15 protein-coding genes are annotated in these 19800 nt (G+C 60.2%); 7 read left to right on the top strand and 8 right to left on the bottom strand.

Annotated features, from left to right (window positions below; genetic code table 11):
• Positions 1-264 precede the first annotated feature (264 nt).
• From ACR0LW_RS06215 to ACR0LW_RS06205, 3 genes are all read left to right on the top strand, one after another.
• Positions 265-2751 (top strand): FAD-dependent oxidoreductase, encoded by a 2487-nt coding sequence (locus ACR0LW_RS06215; protein ID WP_480881939.1) that lies wholly within the window; start codon positions 265-267, stop codon positions 2749-2751.
• A 1-nt stretch (position 2752) separates the two neighbouring features.
• The gene (locus ACR0LW_RS06210) at positions 2753-3856 is read left to right on the top strand and encodes a mandelate racemase/muconate lactonizing enzyme family protein (protein ID WP_480881938.1); all 1104 of its coding nucleotides are present in this window, start codon (positions 2753-2755) and stop codon (positions 3854-3856) included.
• Between the two features lie 108 nt (positions 3857-3964).
• Positions 3965-4798 carry an HTD2 family dehydratase gene (locus tag ACR0LW_RS06205; protein WP_480881937.1) on the top strand — a complete coding sequence of 278 codons (834 nt, stop codon included), beginning with the start codon at positions 3965-3967 and terminating at the stop codon, positions 4796-4798.
• Positions 4799-4816: 18 nt separating this feature from the next.
• On the opposite strand, the gene ACR0LW_RS06200 is transcribed toward ACR0LW_RS06205, so the two are convergent.
• Positions 4817-5716 (bottom strand): LysR family transcriptional regulator, encoded by a 900-nt coding sequence (locus tag ACR0LW_RS06200; protein ID WP_480881936.1) that lies wholly within the window; start codon positions 5714-5716, stop codon positions 4817-4819.
• A gap of 17 nt (positions 5717-5733) precedes the next feature.
• Between ACR0LW_RS06200 and ACR0LW_RS06195 the strand changes: the two genes are divergently transcribed.
• Positions 5734-6660, top strand: a complete 927-nt coding sequence (locus ACR0LW_RS06195) for a hypothetical protein (protein ID WP_480881935.1) — start codon at positions 5734-5736, stop codon at positions 6658-6660.
• Positions 6661-6662: 2 nt separating this feature from the next.
• Positions 6663-7415 (top strand): sulfotransferase-like domain-containing protein, encoded by a 753-nt coding sequence (locus ACR0LW_RS06190; RefSeq protein WP_480881934.1) that lies wholly within the window; start codon positions 6663-6665, stop codon positions 7413-7415.
• 105 nt (positions 7416-7520) lie between these two features.
• Here ACR0LW_RS06190 and ACR0LW_RS06185 read toward each other — a convergent pair whose 3' ends face one another.
• Both ACR0LW_RS06185 and ACR0LW_RS06180 read right to left on the bottom strand, forming a co-directional pair.
• Positions 7521-9989 carry a GcvT family protein gene (locus tag ACR0LW_RS06185; RefSeq protein ID WP_480881933.1) on the bottom strand — a complete coding sequence of 823 codons (2469 nt, stop codon included), beginning with the start codon at positions 9987-9989 and terminating at the stop codon, positions 7521-7523.
• Between the two features lie 42 nt (positions 9990-10031).
• Complete coding sequence (locus ACR0LW_RS06180) at positions 10032-11543, bottom strand: trimethylamine methyltransferase family protein (protein ID WP_480881932.1); 1512 nt, start codon at positions 11541-11543, stop codon at positions 10032-10034.
• A 95-nt stretch (positions 11544-11638) separates the two neighbouring features.
• On the opposite strand from ACR0LW_RS06180, the gene ACR0LW_RS06175 reads away from it, so the two are divergent.
• Positions 11639-12547 carry a LysR substrate-binding domain-containing protein gene (locus ACR0LW_RS06175; protein WP_480881931.1) on the top strand — a complete coding sequence of 303 codons (909 nt, stop codon included), beginning with the start codon at positions 11639-11641 and terminating at the stop codon, positions 12545-12547.
• A gap of 5 nt (positions 12548-12552) precedes the next feature.
• On the opposite strand, the gene ACR0LW_RS06170 is transcribed toward ACR0LW_RS06175, so the two are convergent.
• Together ACR0LW_RS06170 and ACR0LW_RS06165 are read right to left on the bottom strand one after the other, a co-directional pair.
• Positions 12553-14028: a M81 family metallopeptidase gene (locus ACR0LW_RS06170; RefSeq protein ID WP_480881930.1), complete on the bottom strand. Its 1476-nt coding sequence runs from the start codon at positions 14026-14028 to the stop codon at positions 12553-12555.
• A 79-nt stretch (positions 14029-14107) separates the two neighbouring features.
• Entirely contained in the window at positions 14108-15709 is a 1602-nt protein-coding gene (locus ACR0LW_RS06165) for an ABC transporter substrate-binding protein (RefSeq protein WP_480881929.1), read from the bottom strand.
• A 118-nt stretch (positions 15710-15827) separates the two neighbouring features.
• Here ACR0LW_RS06165 and ACR0LW_RS06160 point away from each other — a divergent pair, with 118 nt between their 5' ends.
• The gene (locus tag ACR0LW_RS06160; RefSeq protein WP_480881928.1) at positions 15828-16595 is read left to right on the top strand and encodes a helix-turn-helix domain-containing protein; all 768 of its coding nucleotides are present in this window, start codon (positions 15828-15830) and stop codon (positions 16593-16595) included.
• Between the two features lie 21 nt (positions 16596-16616).
• On the opposite strand, the gene ACR0LW_RS06155 is transcribed toward ACR0LW_RS06160, so the two are convergent.
• The 3 genes from ACR0LW_RS06155 to thiB are packed head-to-tail and all read right to left on the bottom strand — an operon-like array spanning position 16617 to position 19799.
• On the bottom strand, positions 16617-17309 hold the full coding sequence (locus ACR0LW_RS06155) for a thiamine ABC transporter ATP-binding protein (protein ID WP_480881927.1): 693 nt from the start codon (positions 17307-17309) through the stop codon (positions 16617-16619).
• Entirely contained in the window at positions 17296-18843 is a 1548-nt protein-coding gene (locus ACR0LW_RS06150) for a thiamine/thiamine pyrophosphate ABC transporter permease ThiP (protein ID WP_480881926.1), read from the bottom strand. Before ACR0LW_RS06150 ends, ACR0LW_RS06155 begins: the two co-directional genes overlap by 14 nt.
• A complete protein-coding gene (gene thiB / locus ACR0LW_RS06145; RefSeq protein ID WP_480881925.1) occupies positions 18819-19799 on the bottom strand; it encodes a thiamine ABC transporter substrate binding subunit in 981 nt (326 codons plus the stop codon). Before thiB ends, ACR0LW_RS06150 begins: the two co-directional genes overlap by 25 nt.
• Position 19800 lies beyond the last annotated feature (1 nt).

The raw sequence follows: 19800 nt of genomic DNA, 5'->3' as shown, positions 1-19800 counted from the left end.
CTCATCCTAGAAGCCAGGGTGCTGGGGGTGTTCGCAAAAGGTCCGAACAATCCCAGTGTCAGCACAAAACACAACGGCCTTGCGTGCCTTGGGCGACAGCGAATCCAATACCAGCGACAAACCGTTCTCGTCGCGGGCCGTTTCACGCATTTGTTCCATTCCGATCCGTTTCTCGATCATTTGTATCATTTATCATTGACCGTGGTACATTTGTTTGAATATCAAATCCACAGAAATCTGCGACTCTCGAACAGGAATTTTGCGATGTCCAAAAAAGAACTGCCGCAGCGTGCAAAGGTCGTCATTGTTGGCGGCGGCGTCATGGGTTGCGGCCTGGCCTATCATCTGGGGCATGAAGGCTGGGGGGACGACACCGTCCTGCTGGAAAAGGCCGAACTGACCAGCGGGTCGACATGGCACGCAGCCGGGCAGATCACCCATTCCACCAGCTCTTACGGGCTGGGGCGGATGGTCGATTACAACATCGGCCTTTATTCCAAGACGCTTGAGGAAGAGACAGGGCAGGCGGTTACCTGGCACGGTTGCGGCTCGTTCCGGCTGGCCTATACCGAGGATGAGATGGACTGGCTGCGCCACACCCTGTCCGTCGGCCGTTCGCTGGGCTTCAATATTGAACTGGTCGGGCCGGACTTCATCGCAGAAAAGCACCCGTTCTATAATCTGAATGGCGTTCTGGGCGCGCTTTACACCCCGGATGATGGCCATGTGGACCCGTCGAACGTGACCATGGCAATGGCCACCGGCGCGCGTCAGAAAGGAGTGAAGATCTTTCGCCATTGCCGCGCCACCAACATCACCCAAGACGACGCGGGCGAATGGGTGGTTGAAACCGAAAAGGGCACAATCATTTGCGAGCATGTGGTCAATGCCGGTGGCACCTACGCGCGCCAGATGGGCGAATGGTCGGGCCTGCAACTGCCGATGACCTCGATGACGCACCATTACTTCGTGACCGAGAATGTGCCCGAGTTTCGGGATCTGGACACCGAGCTGCCCGTGATCCGCGACGACAAGATGGTCTCGGGCTATATCCGGATGGAGCAGAAAAAGGGCCTGATCGGGATTTACGAGAAAGAGAACTCAAACTCGGTCTGGCATGACGAATGCCCATGGGAATACGAGAACTGGCTGTTCGAGGCCGATTATGACCGTGTCATGCCATGGCTGGAGAATTCTCTGGAACGCATGCCGATCTTTGCGGAACTGGGCATCACCCGTGAGGTTCACGGCGCCATCAGCCACCCGCCGGATGGCAACCCGATGGTTGGGCCTGCTCCGGGCGTCAAGAACTATTGGTGTTGTTGCGGCACTCAGATCGGGATCGGCTGGGGTCCCGGCCTGACACGCGAACTGGCCAAGTGGATGGTGCGGGGTGCCGCCGATATCTCGATGCGCGATTACGACCCCCGCCGCTTTGGCAGCTATGCCAAAAAGGACTGGCAGGTCATCAAAGCGCATGAGGATTACAAACTGCGCCACGAGATTCCCTTCCCGCATTTCAACCGACTGGAAGGTCGCCCGATCAAGCCGTCACCGCTCTATGAGATCCTCAAAGACAAAGGCGCGGTGTATGAAGAGGTTTACGGGTTCGAGCGCCCCCGCTGGTTTGCGACGGACGGCGTCGAGCAGCGCGACCACTACAGCTTCCGCCGCAATGTGGTGCATGATGTGGTAGGCGCCGAGGTCAAAGCCGTGCGCCAAGGCGTCGGCATCATGGATGTCACCGCCTTTACCAAGGTCGAGGTTTCGGGCCCGGACGCTTACGCATTGTTGGACCGTCTGACCGCCAACAAGATGCCGCAGAAAACCGGCTCGATCACGCTGACCCATATGCTGAACCGCCGGGGCCGGGTCGAGTTGGAGACCACGCTGGTGCGCATGGCGGATGATCGGTTCTATCTGGTCTGCGCCGCCTTCTTCGAACAGCGTCTGCTGGACCACCTAAACCACAACCGCGCCGATGAGGATGTAACCATCACGGCGCTGTCCGCCGGATGGTCGGCCCTGTCGCTGAACGGCCCGAAATCGCGGGATGTTCTGGCGCAATGCACCGATGCGGATCTGTCGAATGCCGGTTTCCGCTGGCTGTCGGCGCAGGAAATCACCGTTGCAGGCCACAAGGTCTGGGCGTTCCGGATGTCCTATGCGGGCGAACTGGGTTGGGAACTGCACATGCCGGACGCGGCCTGCGTTGACGTCTATTCCGCGCTCTGGGCCGCAGGTGCGCCCTTTGGCATCGTCAATTACGGGTCCTTCGCGATGAACGCGATGCGGATGGAGAAAGCCTTCCCCGGTGCGGGCGAATTGACCAATGAGGTCACGCTGCCCGAGGCCAATGTGGGCCGTTTCATGAAGCTGGACAAAGACTATCTGGGCGTTGAGGCCACCCGTGTCAGCGCGCAGCAGGCCGAGACAGGCGAAATGCCGTGGATCTGCGCCTATCTGGAGATCGAACCGGACGGGGTCGAGGATGGTCATGGCGGCGAAGCCGTTATTGTAAATGGCGAAATCGTCGGCGCAACGGCCTCGGTCGCTTATGGCCATACAGTCGGTAAAATTCTGGCCTTTGCCTATATCAAACCGCACGCGCATGTGCCCGGCACCGAGATCGAAGTCATCATAGCGGGCAAGCCGCGCAAAGGGCGTATTCTGAGTGAGCCAGCCTATGACCCGGCCAGCCTGCTGCCGCGCACCGACGCCCCACAGCTTGAGCAAGTAGAGGAAGCCTGACGTGAAGATCACGCGCATCGCGCTGTGGGAAGTCCCCCTGACCAGCCATGAGACCTACTACATGGCAGACGGAAAAACCTGCGACACCACCACCTCGGTGGTGGTGCGGATCGACACCGATACCGGGCTGCAAGGATGGGGTGAGGTCTGCCCCATTCCCCATTACCTGCCTGCCTACGCCAAGGGCGTGGTGCCTGCGGTAATGGAACTGGCCCCGGTTCTGATCGGGGCCGACCCGGTTGGCCCTGAAACACTGATGGAGAAACTGAACGCGTATCTTCAGGGCCACGGTTATGCCAAATCCGCTCTTGATACGGCCCTTTGGGATTTGACGGCGCAGGCGGCGGGCTTGCCGCTGCATCGCCTGTTGGGTGGGCGGCAGGTCAAGGACATGCCCCTTTATCACTCGATCACCTGCGTCGCGCCGGACGAAATGGCCCGCATGGCGCGGGATGCCTATGACAAGGGTATGCGTCAGTTTCAGGTCAAGCTGGGTGCCGACAATGACTGGCAGATGGATGTCGAACGTCTGGCCAAGGTGCGCGAGGCCGTTGGGGCAGGGCCCCTGGTCTATGGCGACTGGAACTGCGGCAGCGATGCGCTGTCGGCGATCCGCGTGGGACGCGCCGCTGCGCATCTGGACGTGATGCTGGAACAGCCCTGTACCACCTTGCAGGAATGCGCCCATGTCCAGCGCACCACCGGTCTGCCGATGAAGATTGACGAGAACGCCCATGACATCGCCTCGGTGATCGAGGCGCATCAGGCCGGGTGTATGCAGGCCGCAGCGTTGAAACTGTCCAAGATGGGGGGCCTGTCGGCGATGCGGCAAATCCGCGATCTGTGCCTGACCCTGGGCACCCGGATGTGCATCGAGGATACATGGGGCAGTGACATCACCACGGCGGCGCTGCTGCATCTGGCAGCATCGACACCGGCGCGCGGCATCATGAACACCTGCGACCTGAGCCACTATGTCGGCCCGCGTCTGGCACCGGATGGCCCGGTGCGTGAAAACGGCCGCATCGCCCCGCCCGAAGGGCCGGGGCTTGGCGTCACACCTGATGCGGACGCGCTTGGCCAGCCGGTCACGATCATAGACTGACCTCAGTGGCAGCCCCAATTCACCGGGCTGCCGCCTTGCCCCTGGCACCGGTCGATCCTACGCTGCGCCAGCGGCACAAGTGCCCTGGCAATTGCAGGCGAACTCACCATGTCCAAGCCCCTCGACAATTGGATCGGACGGACCGAGACCCACAGGGACGTTCTGCGGCCCGAGCCTGCGCGCTTCATGCAGGCGACTCTGGGGCGGGCCCCCAGCCTTCAGAACGGCGACCCGCTGCCGCCGCTGTGGCACTGGCTTTATTTCCTTGAGGCGCAGCCGATGGATGGCCTGGGACGCGATGGCCACCCGAAGAAGGGTGGTTTTCTGCCCCCCGTGTCGCTGCCCCGACGCATGTGGGCCGGAGGGCGATTTGTCTTTCATGCGCCGTTGCCTCTGGGCGCGCGTGTCAAAAAACGCTCGACCATCAAAAGCGTCGTGGAAAAGACCGGTCGCAGCGGCCCGCTTTGCTTTGTAACCATTCTGCACGAACTGATGCTTGAGGATGGAAGCCTCGCCCTGACCGAAGAACATGATATCGTCTATCGCGAAGACCCACATCCCGATGCGCCACAGCCGATCCCGCCAGTTGCGCCCACGGATGCGCAAATCTCTGAGCAGGTGAAACCGTCGCAAGTCACACTATTTCGCTACTCGGCGTTAACCTTCAACGGCCACCGCATTCACTATGACGTTGATTATGCAAGGTCGGTCGAAGGCTACGACGGGTTGGTTTTCCACGGCCCACTGACCGCCACGCTTCTTGTCGATCTGGCCTGCCGGACAACAGGCAAGTCGCCAGAAACCTTCGCGTTTCGTGGGCTGTCGCCGATTGCGGGCATGGGCCCGTTTCATATCGAGGGCAACAGATCCGGCGAAGATATCCAGCTTTGGGCGCGGCGTCAGGACGGTGTCAAAGCGATGGACGCCAAGGCGACATTCTGATCCGTTGCCCAAACCCTGTCAGCGCTGATCCAGATGCTCCAGCAAGGACAGGCACTTATGCGCAACCGGGTTCTGTTGGCCGAACCGGGTCAGGCGCGCGAAGAACTTGGTTTTGTTTGAATGCCAGTCGACCGGCATCTCGACCAAGGCGCCCCGGGTCAGGTACGAATCCACAAAGCTGCGCCAGCCAAGGCCCAAACCTTGCCCTGCGGCAGCGGCTTCCAGCAGGTAGACATAGCTGTCAAACTCTTCGGTAATCGGCCACCCGGCATAGGCGGGATGCACATTCACCCAGTCGGGCCAGTCCATCCATCCGAAATTCTCTTTCTGCAGCCTGAGCAGAGGAGGGGGCTTGGCCTTGCCCGCAAGGGCGGCAACGGCCTGTTCAACGATGGCGGGCGAGCCGACCGGCTTGATCTCTTCCTTGCATAAAACCACATGCGGCGCGTCCGGAGTGGCCGAAGCGTATTCAAAGACGATATCGGCCCCGGTATCAATAGCGGCGGTTAATAGGTTGTATTCCGCTGTCAGCAATCGCAGCTCGGACCCGCTTCCCAACGCCCTGCGCAACGCGCCATAGCGGGGCATCAGCAAAAGATGCGATACCGAATGGGAACACACAACTGTCACCTCGCTTTGCGGACGCGCCAGGCTGTTCACGGCGGATTGCATGTTATCCAGCGTCTGCGCGACAGAATGATAGAAATCCCTGCCTTTTCTGGTCAGTGAAACGCGCGCGCCTTGCCGCTCGAACAAGGTGGTTCCGAACCGGATTTCCAGATTTCGGATATGTCGGCTGATCGCGGGCTGCGATGTCCTTAGCTCTTCTGCGGCCCGCGCAAAACCCTGTAATCGTGCCACCGCCTCAAACGCAATCATCGCGTTGATCGACGGCAGGTTATATTTGCGCTGACCCATATCAGTTTTGATATTAAATGCTGCACGTCAAAGCAATGGCATTTCGGGCTGCGCGGCAGCAAGGTCCGAAAACCCACCACAGGTTCGGAACGGCACAAGGCTGGCGCATGGAAAGCTATGTAAAACCCCCAAAATGGCAGAACCCCAAGGTCAAGCTGTTCCCGCATCAGGTGGGGTTTACCGCCCCGCCGCATGACTTTGACGCAGCACCTTCGGACTTTCTGCGCATGGCCCCGCGCAGCGTGGGCGTGCATGGCCGGATGCTGCACGTGCCGGATTACGCGCACCGTCTGGATCAGCGGCAAAAGAACTTTGGCCTTCTGGAAGAATTCGTCGAATGCATGGCCAATAACGGAGCGGATGTCTGCGGTCAGGTCGGATCGAACTGGGTCCATGCCAGCGGTCTGGGTGTCGAGGGCATCCGGCAACATTGCGAGCAACTCAGCGACACATACCAGACCCCCTTTCACATGGCGGGTTATGCCATGGTCGAAGCGCTGCGCGAGTTGAATGTTGAAAAAGTCGCGCTGAACGCTTGCTACCACCCCGACAGCTGGTACACCGGCACGGTTGGCTTCCTGCGCGAAGCTGGGTTTGATGTGGTCTGGGCGGGCAATTTCTTCGATCAGGGTTGGTTTGAAAGTCAGGAGGCGGTTGACGACTGCATCTGGTGCTTTGACGAAGACCTGTTGTGGAAGTCCTTCGACTACACAGCAGAGCAGGCCCCGAATGTGGACGCCTATCTGATCAACGGGATGAGCAACTATCGCCGCCAATCAGACGGGATCGCACAACGCCCCGTGCATTATGAGGTCGCGCTGGAAGGCCGTTTGGGCAAACCGATCATCGGCCATGACACGGCGCTTTACTGGCGGATTTTCAAGACACTCGGCATTGCCCCGGAAACGCAGCAGGGCCGATTGCTCTCATCACTGAAAGGCTGAACATGCACAAGATCGTCGCCCTTTGGGCCATCCCACGCTCAACCTCGACAGCGTTTGAATGGATGATGCGTCAGCGTGGCGATCTGGACTGTCTCCATGAACCTTTCGGCGAAGCCTGGTATCAGGGCGAGGATCCCATGTGGCCCCGGTTCAAGGAGGGTGAGAAAACAACACCCGGCCTGACCCTTGAAAGCGTTTGGAAGGACGTCAGGGCCCGCGCCGAGAAAGGCCCCGTCTTCATCAAGGATTTCCCACATTATATCAATCACATGTGGGATGCCGAGTTCCTGTCTCATTTCACCCACGCTTTCCTGATCCGCGATCCGGCCAAGACGATCACATCGATGTATAACAAATGGCCCGATTTCGACGAGTTAGAGGTCGGCTTTCCCGAACAGCGCGCGCTTTACGATCTTCTGACTGCCTTGCACGGCACACCACCGCCGGTGATCGACAGCGATGATGTGCTGGAGAACCCGTATGAAATGACCCAGGCCTTCTGCGACGCCGTCGGAATCCCGTTCATCGAAGAGGCGCTGAGCTGGGAGGCGGGCGGCGATCCTTCAGCGCATAGCTGGTGGGACGGAGGATCCTTCCACGCAAACCTCGCCAAATCGACCGGCCTTGTGCGGCAGGAACGCAAATACGTCGATCTGTCCAACACCCCGGACCGCGTCCGCCGCGTTCACCGCCGCATGAAGCCGCATTACGACCATCTGTTCCGCAACCGGATCCGGGTGTCGGAAACTGTCTGAGGGATGAAGCAACCGGTTAGGCTGAAGGTGGGTTTTCGACCTTGAAGAAGGTCGAGTACACACTTAACATAACCTTGCTTATAGGGTTTTTATGCACATCGGTTTTTACGCCCGCATGTTGGCCCCGTTTGCATCATAGATGGGTCCGCCCAGAACTTCGGCATCATAGAATTCACCCAGAATTTCCACCTGAAGCGCCGTGCCTGGAGCGGCATGCTCGGTCGCGACATATCCCATCGCCATGGATCGCCCGACCCGGTGGGCAAAGCCGCCGGATGAGACATATCCAACAGCGGCGCCGTCTTTCAGGATCGCCTCGTCATTTGAAACGTCAATCCCGTCCACGTCGATCGTCATTGTCACCAGTTTCTGCTTCACGCCCTGTGCACGCGACGCCTCAGTCGCATCTTTACCGACGAAATCTTTCTTCCAGTTGATAAACGCGTCCATTCCGCTTTCGACCGCATTGAAATCGGGACGGAATTCCAGGGTCCAGACGCCCCAGCCCTTTTCCAACCGCATCGACATCAGCGCCCGCGCGCCGTACCAGCGATAACCCAGATCGGCCCCGGCCTCTTCTATGGCCTCAGCCAGACGCAGCAGATATTGCGGTTTGCAGTAGATTTCATAGCCCAACTCGCCGCTGAACGAGATGCGGTTCAGAATTACCGGAACCCCGGCCACAAAGGTCTGACGCAGGTCACGGAATTTGAACGCGTCGGCCGAGACATCCTCACGCGTCAGCCGCGCCAGCAAGTCGCGGGATTTTGGACCAGACAGCGCGATGCCATGCCAGTCGTCCGAGACATTGGCATAGGTCACACCCTCGGGCAGGTCCTTTTCGAACCAGCGGCGGTGCGCCTCTTGCATCGCACCCGAGCCGAACAGGACAAAGTGGTCTTCGGCCAGACAGGCGACAGTCAGATCTCCGTACAGTTTGCCCTTGGGTGTCAGCATCGGCGTCAGTGTCAGGCGACCCGGTTTGGGCACATATCCGGCCAGTACGTGATCCAGATATGCACGCGCGCCTTCACCCTTGAATTCATGCTTGGCAAAGTTGGCAATCTCAATCCCGCCCACGGCCTCTTGCACCGCCTTGACCTCGCGCGCGACATAGTCGTGGCTGCGATTGCGCTCGAATGTCGGGTCTTCGTGTGCGTCGTCGGGGCCATCTGCGAACCAAAGCGCGTTTTCCAGACCGAACCCCTGCCCCATCCGCGCGCCATTGGCGACCAACCGGTCATAAAGCGCCGTGGTCTTCTGCATCCGGCCCTTGGGCAAGGTTTCGTTGGGGAAGGTCATCACAAACCGCCGCTCATAATTCTCGGACGATTTGACCGTGCCCCAGTCGGGCGTCGCAAATTCGCCAAATCGCGCAACATCCATGGCCCAGACGTCGATCGAGGGTTCGCCGTCGATCATCCACTCGGCCATGGTCAGGCCCACACCCCCGCCCTGACAAAAGCCCGCCATGACGCCAACCGCGACCCAATAGTTCTTCATCCCCGGCACTGGTCCGATCATCGGGTTGCCATCGGGGCCAAAAGTGAACGGACCGTTGATCATGTCCTTGATCCCGGCCTGACCGATAGTGGGGATACGTTCGAATGACATCTCAAGCCGGTCAGCAATACGGTCGAGGTCGGGTTGCAGCAGTTCGTGACCAAAATCCCACGGTGTGCCATCCACTTTCCACGGGGTCGATTTCGGCTCGTAAGTACCCAGCAGCATCCCCTGCCGTTCCTGCCGGAAATAGATGTTGGCCTCATAATCGATCCCGGCAGGCAGGCGACCGGCCTCACCCATGCTTTCCATCCGCTCGGCGATCTGAGGGATTTTTTCAGTGATCAGATAGTGATGCTCCATCGGCTGCACCGGCAGATGGATGCCGGACATATGCCCCACCTCACGCGCCCAAAGGCCGCCGCAATTGACCACATGTTCAGCGTTGATCCGCCCTTTGGGCGTGGTCAGATCCCACGACCCGTCCGGCCGCTGAGACATTGCCGTCACGCCGCAATGGGTGAAATATTGCGCCCCATGAACGCGGGCGGATTTGGCAAAAGCATAAGTGGCCCCAGACGGATCAAGATCACCATCCTGATCATCCCATAGCGCCGCATAATAGTGTTTCGGATCAATCAGCGGATGCCGTTCGGCCAGTTCTGACGGAGAGATGAATTCCTGATGCAGCCCCATATACCGCGCTTTCGAGCGTTCGCGTTTCAGATAATCATACCATTCCTTGGTCGAGGCCGCGTAGAACCCGCCAGTGATATGCAGGCCGACCGAATGGCCCGATGTTTCTTCAATCTCTTTATAAAGATCAATGGTATAGCTTTGCAGGCGACTGATATTCGGGTCAGAACTGATCGTGTGAATCTGCCCCGCCGCATGCCAGCTTGAGCCCGAGGTCAGTTCGTCACGTTCCAGAAGCACAACGTCTTTCCAGCCAAACTTGGCCAGGTGAAACAGGATCGAACAGCCAACAACGCCACCGCCAATTACAACAACCTTGGCGTGGGACGGCAGCGGTTTACCGGTGGCGGTTTCGTCTTTTTGAATCTCGGGCATGGGGGTGTTCCTTACATCATCCTGTTCGCGGCAAGGGGGCTATCAGTACCAGGCATCGGGAAGGGCTTCTTTGCGTTTGGCTACAAACGCCTCCAAGGCTTCGCGCGTGGCCTCTTCGACAGGCGGTGCTTCGTAATCCTTCAGCATCTGGGTCCAACGGTCATAAGCGCGCGTCCGCATGTCTTTCGCGCCTTCATCCTCCCAGCTTTCGACATTCTCGCTGTGGCTCAGCGCGGGTTCATAAAAGGCGTTCTGATAGTGGCGCATGGTGTGACCGCAGCCCAGGAAATGACCGCCGGGGCCGACCTCGGCATAGGCGTCGCGGGCCAGTGCCTCATCCGAGGTATCCAGCCCTTGGCTAAGAACCTTTTGATAAGACCCCAACCGGTCCGCATCCATGATCAGCTTTTCAAACCCGGTGCACAGGCCGCCTTCCAGCCAACCGGCTGAGTGCAGGACAAAATTCGCTCCGGCCAGCATGGTCGAATGCATCGAATCCGCGCTTTCATAGGCGGCCTGCGCGTCCTCGATCTTGGATGCCGTCAGCGAGCCACCACAGCGCAGCGGCAGACCCGCGCGGCGGGCCAGTTGGCCGATGGCATAGTTCGAGATCACCGGCTCGGGCATGCCAAAGGTCGGCGCCCCGGATTTCAGTGACATCGACGACAGGAAGTTGCCCAGAACAAAGGGCGCGCCGGGTCGGATAAGCTGAATGTATGCACAGACCATCATCGCCTCGGCCATTGCTTGCGCGACCGAGGCGGCGGTCGAGACCGGACCCATCGCCCCCGACAGGATGAACGGCACGACGATCATGCCCTGCCCCCGGCTGCTGTAAACCCGCGCGGACTCGGTCACTACCTTGTCGACCAACAGCGGAGAATTGGTGTTCACGTTGCCCATGATGACGCAGTTTTCGGCCATCACATCGGCACCGAACACAATCTCGGCCATATCGACACTGTCTTGCGCGCGGCTCATCTCGGTGATTGCGCCCAGATGGGGTTTGTCGCTCAGCGTCATATGGGCCAGCAGCATGTCCAGATGGCGCTTGCTGACTGGCACGTCGCAGGGCTCGCAGGTGACAAAGCCGCCGTGATGCAGGTTCGGGTGCATATAGGTCAGGCGCACAAGGTCCTGAAACGCCTTGATGTCACCATAACGCCGACCGCCGTGCAAATCGCGCACAAACGGCGCGCCGTAGATCGGCGCGAAGACCTGATTGCGTCCACCAATCCGAACCGAGCGTTCGGGGTTGCGGGCCAGTTGCGTAAACTCGCGCGGGGCCTTGGCGCACAGGCTGCGGATCCAGTCCGCCGGGGCGCGCACGGTATCGCCTTCGATCCGGGCCCCTTCCCTTTTCCACAATTCCAGCGCCTCGGGGTCGTCGCGAAAGGCGATGCCGGCATCCTGAATGATCCAGTCGACTTGCTGTTCCAGCCGGGCAATCTGCTCTTCGTCCAGCAGGTCGTAATACGGTGCTTGCCGTTGGACAAACGGAGACGCTGTCTGCGTGTCCTGTCGTTGTCTGGATCCCCGTGCGCGCCGTGCCATTGCAAACCCTCATCGACTTGTTCGCGCATAGTCATACTGCGCAAACGCCCGTCTGTGACGGTTGAAAAGAATGATCTTTTGCATAAGCTGAATTTATGCAAAACCTCTGGTCCCAACTCGCATCCCCCCGTCATCTGGTTGTGTTCGAAGCTGCCGCCCGGACGGGGTCATTCACCAAAGCGGCGCAAGAGCTGAATGTGCAGCAACCGGCAGTCAGCGCGTCGATCAAGCAGCTGGAAACCGCGCTTGGCGTGATCCTGTTCCGGCGCAGCCATCGCAGGATCACCCTGACAAATGCGGGAACGCGATTGTTTGCCGATGTGACCCGCGCATTCGAGATGCTGTCGCATTCCGCTGCCTCGATCCGGCAGTTCGCCAGCAATGATCACGTGACACTCAGCGCCTCTTCGGCCTTCAACAACTATTGGCTGGTGCCGCGTATTGCCTCGTTCCAGCAAAAACACCCTGATATTGACCTGCGCCTGCAATCCAGCGACCGCGAGCCTGACCTGACGGTCGAAACCATCAGCCTTGCGGTGCGTCTCGGCGATGGTAACTGGCCGGATTGCGAGGCGCAGCTGATCTCGGACGAGATCATTTACCCCGTTGCCGCCCCCCGCGTCATGGCCGCCGCAGTGACCTTGCGCAGCGTACCGGGCCTGCTGAACCAACGCCTGATCCATCTTGAGGAACCCATCCGCGAGCGCCCCTCGTGGGAGCAATGGTTCCGCGCGTTCGGCATATCCGAGGTTACGCCCCGCAGTGGTCTGCGCCTCAACGATTACGCATTGGTTTTGCAGGCGGCGATGGCGGGCGAAGGGTTTGCCTTTGGCTGGCACCACATCGTCGAACATCTGGTGCAGCAAGGCGTGTTGGCCGCGCGGCCGGAATGGACATGGAGAACCGGCAAAGGCTTCTATCTGGTCTGGTCGAAATCCCGCCCCCTGACGCCCGAGGCCCAGAGTGTCCGCGACTGGATTCTGTCGGCCCGAACTGTTGACTGAGGCCGTTAGCCGGTATCCGCAAGGCAGTCATCCACGAACGGGTGTTCGACCGCCGGCCAATAGGGAAGTTTGCGCTTGTGCAGGGCGATGTCACGAAACGCGGGCTGGGTTCCGCCCGGACTGGCGACCTGCAGGATGTGATCCGAGATTTTGCTGAACGGGCCGTAGAAATGGAACAGAGATTTCACCGCCACTGCCGATTTCTCGGCCAGTCGGATACCCATCTGCTCAAACGCTTCGGGGTGGTACACCTGAACGCGCAGGTCGTTGACCAGAAGGTCGATCTGGCCGTCCAGATGCAGCCAGACCACGGTGCCCATCGGCTCTAACCCTGTTCCCAGATGCTGACCCAGACCTGTTGCGATATTCATGACCGTCGCCCGCAGATCAATGGGATCGCCCGACACCGTGCCTGTCTTGCCGCCCAGCCGAACGGTCAACGTGCTGCCGATACCCGCATCCTGACAGATGCGAACAACGCCGGGGTCCCAGAACATCCCGCTGGCAAAATTCCTGAGCCCGCGTTCCAGCATGGCGGCCAGCAGATAGGTGGCATCGCCGGGTGCGCCGCCGCCCGAATTGTCACCCATATCCGCCAGAACACACAGCCCTGCGTGCGTTCCCACCTGATCAAGCGCGCTGTCGATCGGCAGATAGTCAGTGGTCACCCGGTGACGCAGATCGAAAAACCGACGGCCCAGTGTCTCTGTCAGTTGGACCGCCAGTTGCGGCTGATTGTCGGTCACGACCAGCATCCGCGCGCCAACATCCGCAACATCCGCCCATGGAAACCCGTGGCTGAGTGACACCGACAACACATCGGGCGCGGACTGAGCGGTGGCCATTTCGGCCACGAAATCCTTCATCGCCCCCGCTTTCGTCAGATAAAGATTCACCATCCGCGTGTCATAAAACGCCATGCAAGGCACGATCTCACCCACATGGGCGCGCCGGGCCAGGTCGAACAGCTCAGCCGCGCAGGCGGTTGCGTCGTCATGGGGGTATTCCCTGAAATGCACGATCAGATCGCTGGCCTGCAGCATCCTGTCGGTGAGATGAGAATGCAGGTCCAGAGACACCCCAATCGTGGCATTCGGGCACAGCGCACGGGCGCGGGCCAAAAGGTCACCTTCGCAATCCTCGATATGTTCGGCCACCATCGCGCCATGCAGTTGCAACAGAATGATATCTGCACCGCCGCACTCGGTCAGATCAGACAGGATTTCGCCGCTTAACGCATCATAACAGCTGCGGGTGGTCGGCCCGGCAGGTTCGGCAATGGCGGCCAGACTTTCGATGACCTGCCACCCCAAGGCCTCTGCATTTGCGCGCCACAAATGCAGCGCCTCGGTCATCAGGTTGGGCGGTTCCTGCGTTGCGGTTCCGTGGCGCAGAAAATACTCCTCGAACCCCGATATCGCGGTTGGCATTGTGCAGAACGTATTCGTCTCGGTCGATAGCGTTGCAATGAAGAGTTTCATGGAATCCTATCCCCGACACGACAGAGGACGACCGCAAAAGCCATCCCCTTTCTTTCACGATACTAGCATAGATCAGCTGCTATTCTGTTTTCCACCAGCGTTCCATAAAGCTGCTGCCATCCAGATCGAGGTTCGAGCCGAATTTCTCCGGCGTGCCGACGCTGGGCCGCGTGGCAAAGACGTAAGAGGCAAACATCGGGATCGCAACGCCGCCCTGATTGGCCACGATGTCCTGCATCTCGCCATACATCTGGCGGCGTTTGTCAGTGTCCAACTCGGCCCGCGCCTCGACCAGCAGCTTGTCGAATTTTTCGTGCGACCAGAAGGATTCGTTCCAGGCAACGCCGGACTGGAACGCCAGCGAGAACATCAGATCTTCGACCGGGCGACCCGCCCAGTAGCTGGCGCACCAGGGTTTCTTGGTCCAGACCTCGGACCAGTAGCCATCATTGGGCTCGCGTTTGACGGTGACATTGATCCCACATTTCGCTGCCGAGTTCGAAATCAGCGTCGCGGCGTCCACCGCACCGGGGAAGGCGGCATCTGACGACGAAAGCTCGACATCCAGCGAGTCCAACCCGGCCTGTTTCAGATAGAACCTCGCCTTGTCGGGGTCGAACGTCTTCTGCTCAAGCTCGGCGTTGAAGTATTTCTGGCCCGATCCGATCGGGTGGTCGTTACCAACCGCGCCATAGCCCAGCAGGATTTTGTCGACCAATTCCTGCCGGTCGATGCCCCATTTGATCGCCTGACGGATGTTGTTGTCATCAAATGGCGCGGTATTTGTCAGCATCGGGAACGAGTAATGCTGGGTGCCCGCCACCGAATGCAACGTGACATTGGGATCGCGCGAGATAAACTTTGCGGTTTTCGGATCGACCTTGTCGGCAACGTCAACCGTGCCCGCCGACAGGGCCGCCATACGTGCGGTCGTATCCAGCAGCACCAGCAGCTTCCATTCATCCACATGGGCGACATCATCGTTCCAGTGGTTGGCATGACGCACCAGATCGGCTGAGATGCCGGGCTGGAAATCGGTCAACTGGTAGGCCCCGCAGCCAATGCCCGACTGCCAGTCGATACTGTCACCTTCGGCCGGCAGAATGGCAAAACGATAGTCGCTGAGGATGGCCGGAAAGTCCGCATTGCCGCCTTCAAGTTCAAACACGATGGTTTGCGGCCCGTCCGCGCGGACCGATTTGACCCCTGCCAGCAGCGGCGCACCGGTCGAGGTCGAACCCTCGCCCCGGTGATAGTTGATCGACGCGATCACATCGTCCGAGGTCACGCTGCGGCCATTGTGAAACTCGACCCCGTCGCGCAACTGGAATGTCCAGACCGATGCATCCGGCGACGCTTCCCAGGATTGGGCTATCGATGGCTGCACATTGCTGTCGGCGTCAACAGCCGTCAGGAAGCCGTTCATGCCCAGGCTCAACGGGATCAGGAAGCCTGCCGAAATCTGCCCCGGATCCAGTTGTTCGGTGGATGCGCCGTGGCCGATCCCTGCGACCATGCTGCCGCCTTTCTTGGGTGCCGCAGCGATTGCCCGGTCGGCCAGCAAGGTTGCAGCGCTGACGGTCATCCCGGTTGCCAGTACACCACGCATGAACTGGCGGCGGTCCACCTGACGCATTTGCAGGCGGTGTTCCAGTTGCCGCACATACTGAAATTTATCCATTGCTTGATCTCCCCTGGGCATGGATGCGTTGGCCCAAGGATTGCGCGCCCAAATGGGCTTAACAATAACGCCAGATTATGCTTTCTTTAGCGAGTTTAAGCGAAAGACCAACCCGCATATGCATGAACATCTGGCAGCGAACTTGCGTCATCTGTGCGCCGATCACCCCTCGGTTGCTGCGGTGTGCAGGGACATCGGAATCAACCACCAGCAATTTGCCAAATACCTCAGCGGCCGCAGTCAGCCCTCGCCCAACAACCTGCGCCGGATCGGTCGGTTCTTTGGCGTTGACGAGCATATTTTACTGGGCGACCCGGCCGAGTTGCGCCGCCACACCACCCGATTGGCCAAAACCGAAGCCGACCGACGGCGGGACCCGCTGATCGACGTGTTTCCGGGCGATCTGCAAAGACTGCGACCTTTCCTGGGATCGTATCAGGTGTTCTTTCGCGCGCCCAACGATCCGACCAAAGTGATTGTCAACGTAGCCTTCTTGGATGAGCGCAACGGGACCGTCTACAGCCGAATTGTCGAAGCGTTGAGCGAAGGAAAATCCTCGACGCGTCGCTGGACCCGGTGTGATGGCAAAGCGGCCTTCCGCGCCGGTCAGGTATTTGTCGTCGATGCCGAGCGCGGACCGGACGCACCGCTAAGCCTGTATATTCTGAATAAACCACACCGGGACAAATCGCGCCTGTTGTTTGGCACAATGTCCTATCTGGCCTCGCTTTCGGGCCGGGCGCCAACCTCCTCGCCGGTTGTGTGGAAGAAGGTCGAAAGCTACCGCTCGGTGCGCGAACTCTTTGCCAATAGCGGCAGCTTTGACCTGCACAGTCCAAGGATCGAGTCCAAGATCCGCCAGCATCTGAGTCAGGCATCGGGATAAGGGCAGTCTTCTACCAACCAATCACCCCAGATAGTCGCGCAGCTCAGGCGGGGGGTTTTCGAATAGCTGGCCAGTCGCTGCCGGAGGATGCGCCTGGCCGTTGGCCACAAGCACGGTTTGACTTGCGATCCGTCGCGCATCCTGCGGGTCGTGGCTGACCATCATCAGGGTCGTTCCGGTTTCTGCCAGCAAATCCGCGACAAGGTCCAGCATTTCTGCCTTCAACGCGGGTCCAAGGGCCGCGAATGGTTCGTCCAGCAACAAGAGCTGTCGCCGCTGCACAAGAACCCGCGCCAATGCCACCCGGCTTTGCTGACCACCGGACAACTCGGCCGGTTTGCGTGCCTCGAACCCGGACAGGGCCACGCGCGCCAGTGCGGTCCGAACCTGCGACTGCTCAGCGTCAGTCAGGCGTCCGTTGGGGCGCAGGCCCAGGGCCACATTCTGCGCGACGGTCAGATGTGGGAACAAATTGCCGTCCTGAAACAGCATCGCGACAGGGCGCTTGCCCGGCGCGAGGTCGGAAATCCGCGCGCCTTGCCACAGGATCTGCCCCTGCCTGAGATCGCGAAACCCGGCGATCGCCTCCAGCAGCGTTGACTTGCCCGCACCGGACGGGCCGATGATTGCCACGCTGGCACCCGCCTCGACCTCAAAACCCGCATGCAGCGAGAAGCCGCCATTTTCGATGACGCATCCCTCAAGTTTCAGCATGCGCTCGCCCTCCACGATCCAAAAGCCAGAATGCGCCCATCGACAGGACCAGCAGCAACAGCGCCGCCCCTGCGGCAGCTTGCATCTGATACGCACCCATCAGGCGGTAAATCTGCAGCGGCAGGGTCGCAACCTGCGGATCGGCAAACAAGGCGATCACGCCCAGATCGCCCATCGACAACGCCGCCGCCAACCCTGCGGCAAAGCCGATTTGCGCGCGCATACGCGGCAGCAGGACGCGCGTGAAAAAGGTCCATCTGGTCATATCCAGCGACAGCGCCAGCCGCCCGTGCCTGGCGACCACATCACGCGCAGCAGGCACCAGAATGCGCAGCGCAAACGGCAGCGCCATCACCGCATTCACCAACGCGGTTACCGGCAAGGCCAGCGACGTGGGGCTGATCACCGGTCGGATTAGAATGAACAGGCCGGTGCCAATCACCAGAGGTGACGCTGCAAGGCCCAGAATGCCGCTGATCTCGACAATGCCATGTCGCCCGGTTGCAACCGCCATCGCCATAGGCAACGCCAGCATCAGCAAAACGGCGGTACTGACGGCGGCCACCAGAACCGAGGTCAGCGCCGCGCGGAAGACCAATGCGGGCATGTCGAATATCCCGCCGATCCCCGAGATCACGACCGCCGCCAGCGGCAACAGCAGAAACGCCGCCGCGGCGATGATCCAGAATGTGTCGAAGACGGGTGCCCCTCCATCCCAGCGGCGAATGGCCCGGTCCAGCCCGGTGCCAAAGCCGTCACCCCGCGAAAACCGAAGGGCGGCCAGGGCAGCGGCAGCTGTCAGGGCCAGTTGCAGCGCGGATAGCAGCGCGGCGCGGCCCAGATCAAAATCGTAGGTAAAGGATTGATAGATCGCCAGTTCGATGGTTGTCGCGCGCGGCCCCCCTCCCAACGTCAGGGCGACGGCAAAGCTGGTCAGGCAAATCGCGAAGATCACCGCCAGCACGCCGGGCAGGATGCGTTTCAGCATCGGCAGTTCGATCAGACGGAACATCGCCAGTCCGTCACAGCCCAGCTGCGCGGCCAGACGGAACCTCTCGGCGGGGATTTCCTGCCACGCCTGCAGGATCAGCCGTGTGGCAAGCGGCAGGTTGAAGAATACATGCGCCAGCACGACGCCGTGCAACCCGTAGATCCGTATCGGCGGCAAGCCAAACAGACCCAGAACGTCGGAAATCCAGCCCGCCCGGCCAAAGACCTGCAACAGACCAAGGATTGCAACGATGACCGGCAGGATAAACGGTGCACCCAGCAGCGCGATCAGCGCGCGCCGCCCCGGAAATCGCCGCCGGGCCAGTGCACGGGCCACAGGGATCGCAAGGGCCGCGCTGAACAGAGCCGACAAGATGGCCTGCACCAGCGTAAAGCGCAACGCGGCCCAGTCCGCCGGGCCGAACCCGCCGGCTGCATCAGCCCGCAGGGCAACGGCGGCCAGCGTCCCAAGGATCAGCGCAGCGACAAGCGCCGCTGCGCCAACACCCGGCCAGGGGCTTACTGGCTGAGCGCGCCCAGCCATTCCGCAAGCGCCTGATCCCGCGCAACGGCGGCCTCATCCGGGGACAACAACAGCGACTTTTCGGGGGTGATCAGCGTATCGAACCCTTCGGGCAGGCCCGATGCCGGAGTCACTGCCGGATACATCCAGTTGGTCGTGGGAATGATCTGCTGGAATGCGTCCGAGACCATGAATTGCAGAAACTGATCTGCCAGTTCCGGCTGATCGGTTCCGGCCAGTTTCCCGGCCACTTCCACCTGCATATAGTGACCTTCGTCAAAAGCCGCCGCCGCCTTGCTGGCGTCTTCTTCGGCAATCAGATGATAGGCGGGTGATGTGGTATAGCTGAGGACCATGTCGGCCTCACCTTCCAGAAACAGCCCGTACGCCTCGGACCAACCCTTAGTCACGGTTACGATATTGTCGGCCAGACCGGCCCAAATCTGGGGCGCGTCATCGCCATAGGCCGCCTTGACCCACAACAGCAGACCCAGACCGGGGGTCGAGGAGCGCGGGTCCTGAATGATGATCTTGGTGTCGCTGTCGGCCAGGTCCCGGAAATTCGCAGGGGCCGCAGCATCCGCGTTGTGAACAAAGGCGAAATAGCCCCAGTCATAGGGGGCAAACACGTCATCCGACCACTCGATCGGCAGCGCATATTCAGCGGTCACTGCGCTTGGCGCAAACAGGCCGGTTTCCTTGGCGGCGGTGATCAGGTTGGTATCCAGACCCAACACCACATCCGCGTCCGAGCTTTCGCCCTCAAGCCGGATGCGCGACAGAAGCGCTGCGCCGTCTTCAACGCCAACAAGGTTCAGGTCACAATCACAGACGGCCTCGAACGCCTCTTTGACCTTGGGACCGGGGCCCCAATCCGAGGCGAAGCTGTCATAGGTGTAAACGGTCAGCTGAGGTTTGTCGTCCGCCATGGCGGCTGTTGCACTCAGAATTCCCGCAGCAATCAGCAGATGTTTCATG

It is taken from the genome of Ruegeria sp. N4 (assembly GCF_056531425.1).
This window is presented reverse-complemented; position numbering and strand designations above follow the sequence as displayed.

Excerpts from the sequence above, each read along its gene's own strand:
- thiB (WP_480881925.1), bottom strand. The coding sequence starts at position 19,799 with ATGAAACATCTGCTGATTGCTGCGGGAATTCTGAGTGCAACAGCCGCC.
- ACR0LW_RS06180 (WP_480881932.1), bottom strand. The coding sequence starts at position 11,543 with ATGGCACGGCGCGCACGGGGATCCAGACAACGACAGGACACGCAGACA.
- ACR0LW_RS06185 (WP_480881933.1), bottom strand. The coding sequence starts at position 9,989 with ATGCCCGAGATTCAAAAAGACGAAACCGCCACCGGTAAACCGCTGCCG.
- ACR0LW_RS06175 (WP_480881931.1), top strand. The coding sequence starts at position 11,639 with ATGCAAAACCTCTGGTCCCAACTCGCATCCCCCCGTCATCTGGTTGTG.
- ACR0LW_RS06195 (WP_480881935.1), top strand. The coding sequence starts at position 5,734 with ATGCTGCACGTCAAAGCAATGGCATTTCGGGCTGCGCGGCAGCAAGGT.
- ACR0LW_RS06150 (WP_480881926.1), bottom strand. The coding sequence starts at position 18,843 with ATGGCTGGGCGCGCTCAGCCAGTAAGCCCCTGGCCGGGTGTTGGCGCA.
- ACR0LW_RS06165 (WP_480881929.1), bottom strand. The coding sequence starts at position 15,709 with ATGGATAAATTTCAGTATGTGCGGCAACTGGAACACCGCCTGCAAATG.
- ACR0LW_RS06200 (WP_480881936.1), bottom strand. The coding sequence starts at position 5,716 with ATGGGTCAGCGCAAATATAACCTGCCGTCGATCAACGCGATGATTGCG.
- ACR0LW_RS06170 (WP_480881930.1), bottom strand. The coding sequence starts at position 14,028 with ATGAAACTCTTCATTGCAACGCTATCGACCGAGACGAATACGTTCTGC.
- ACR0LW_RS06155 (WP_480881927.1), bottom strand. The coding sequence starts at position 17,309 with ATGCTGAAACTTGAGGGATGCGTCATCGAAAATGGCGGCTTCTCGCTG.
- ACR0LW_RS06190 (WP_480881934.1), top strand. The coding sequence starts at position 6,663 with ATGCACAAGATCGTCGCCCTTTGGGCCATCCCACGCTCAACCTCGACA.
- ACR0LW_RS06215 (WP_480881939.1), top strand. The coding sequence starts at position 265 with ATGTCCAAAAAAGAACTGCCGCAGCGTGCAAAGGTCGTCATTGTTGGC.
- ACR0LW_RS06205 (WP_480881937.1), top strand. The coding sequence starts at position 3,965 with ATGTCCAAGCCCCTCGACAATTGGATCGGACGGACCGAGACCCACAGG.
- ACR0LW_RS06160 (WP_480881928.1), top strand. The coding sequence starts at position 15,828 with ATGCATGAACATCTGGCAGCGAACTTGCGTCATCTGTGCGCCGATCAC.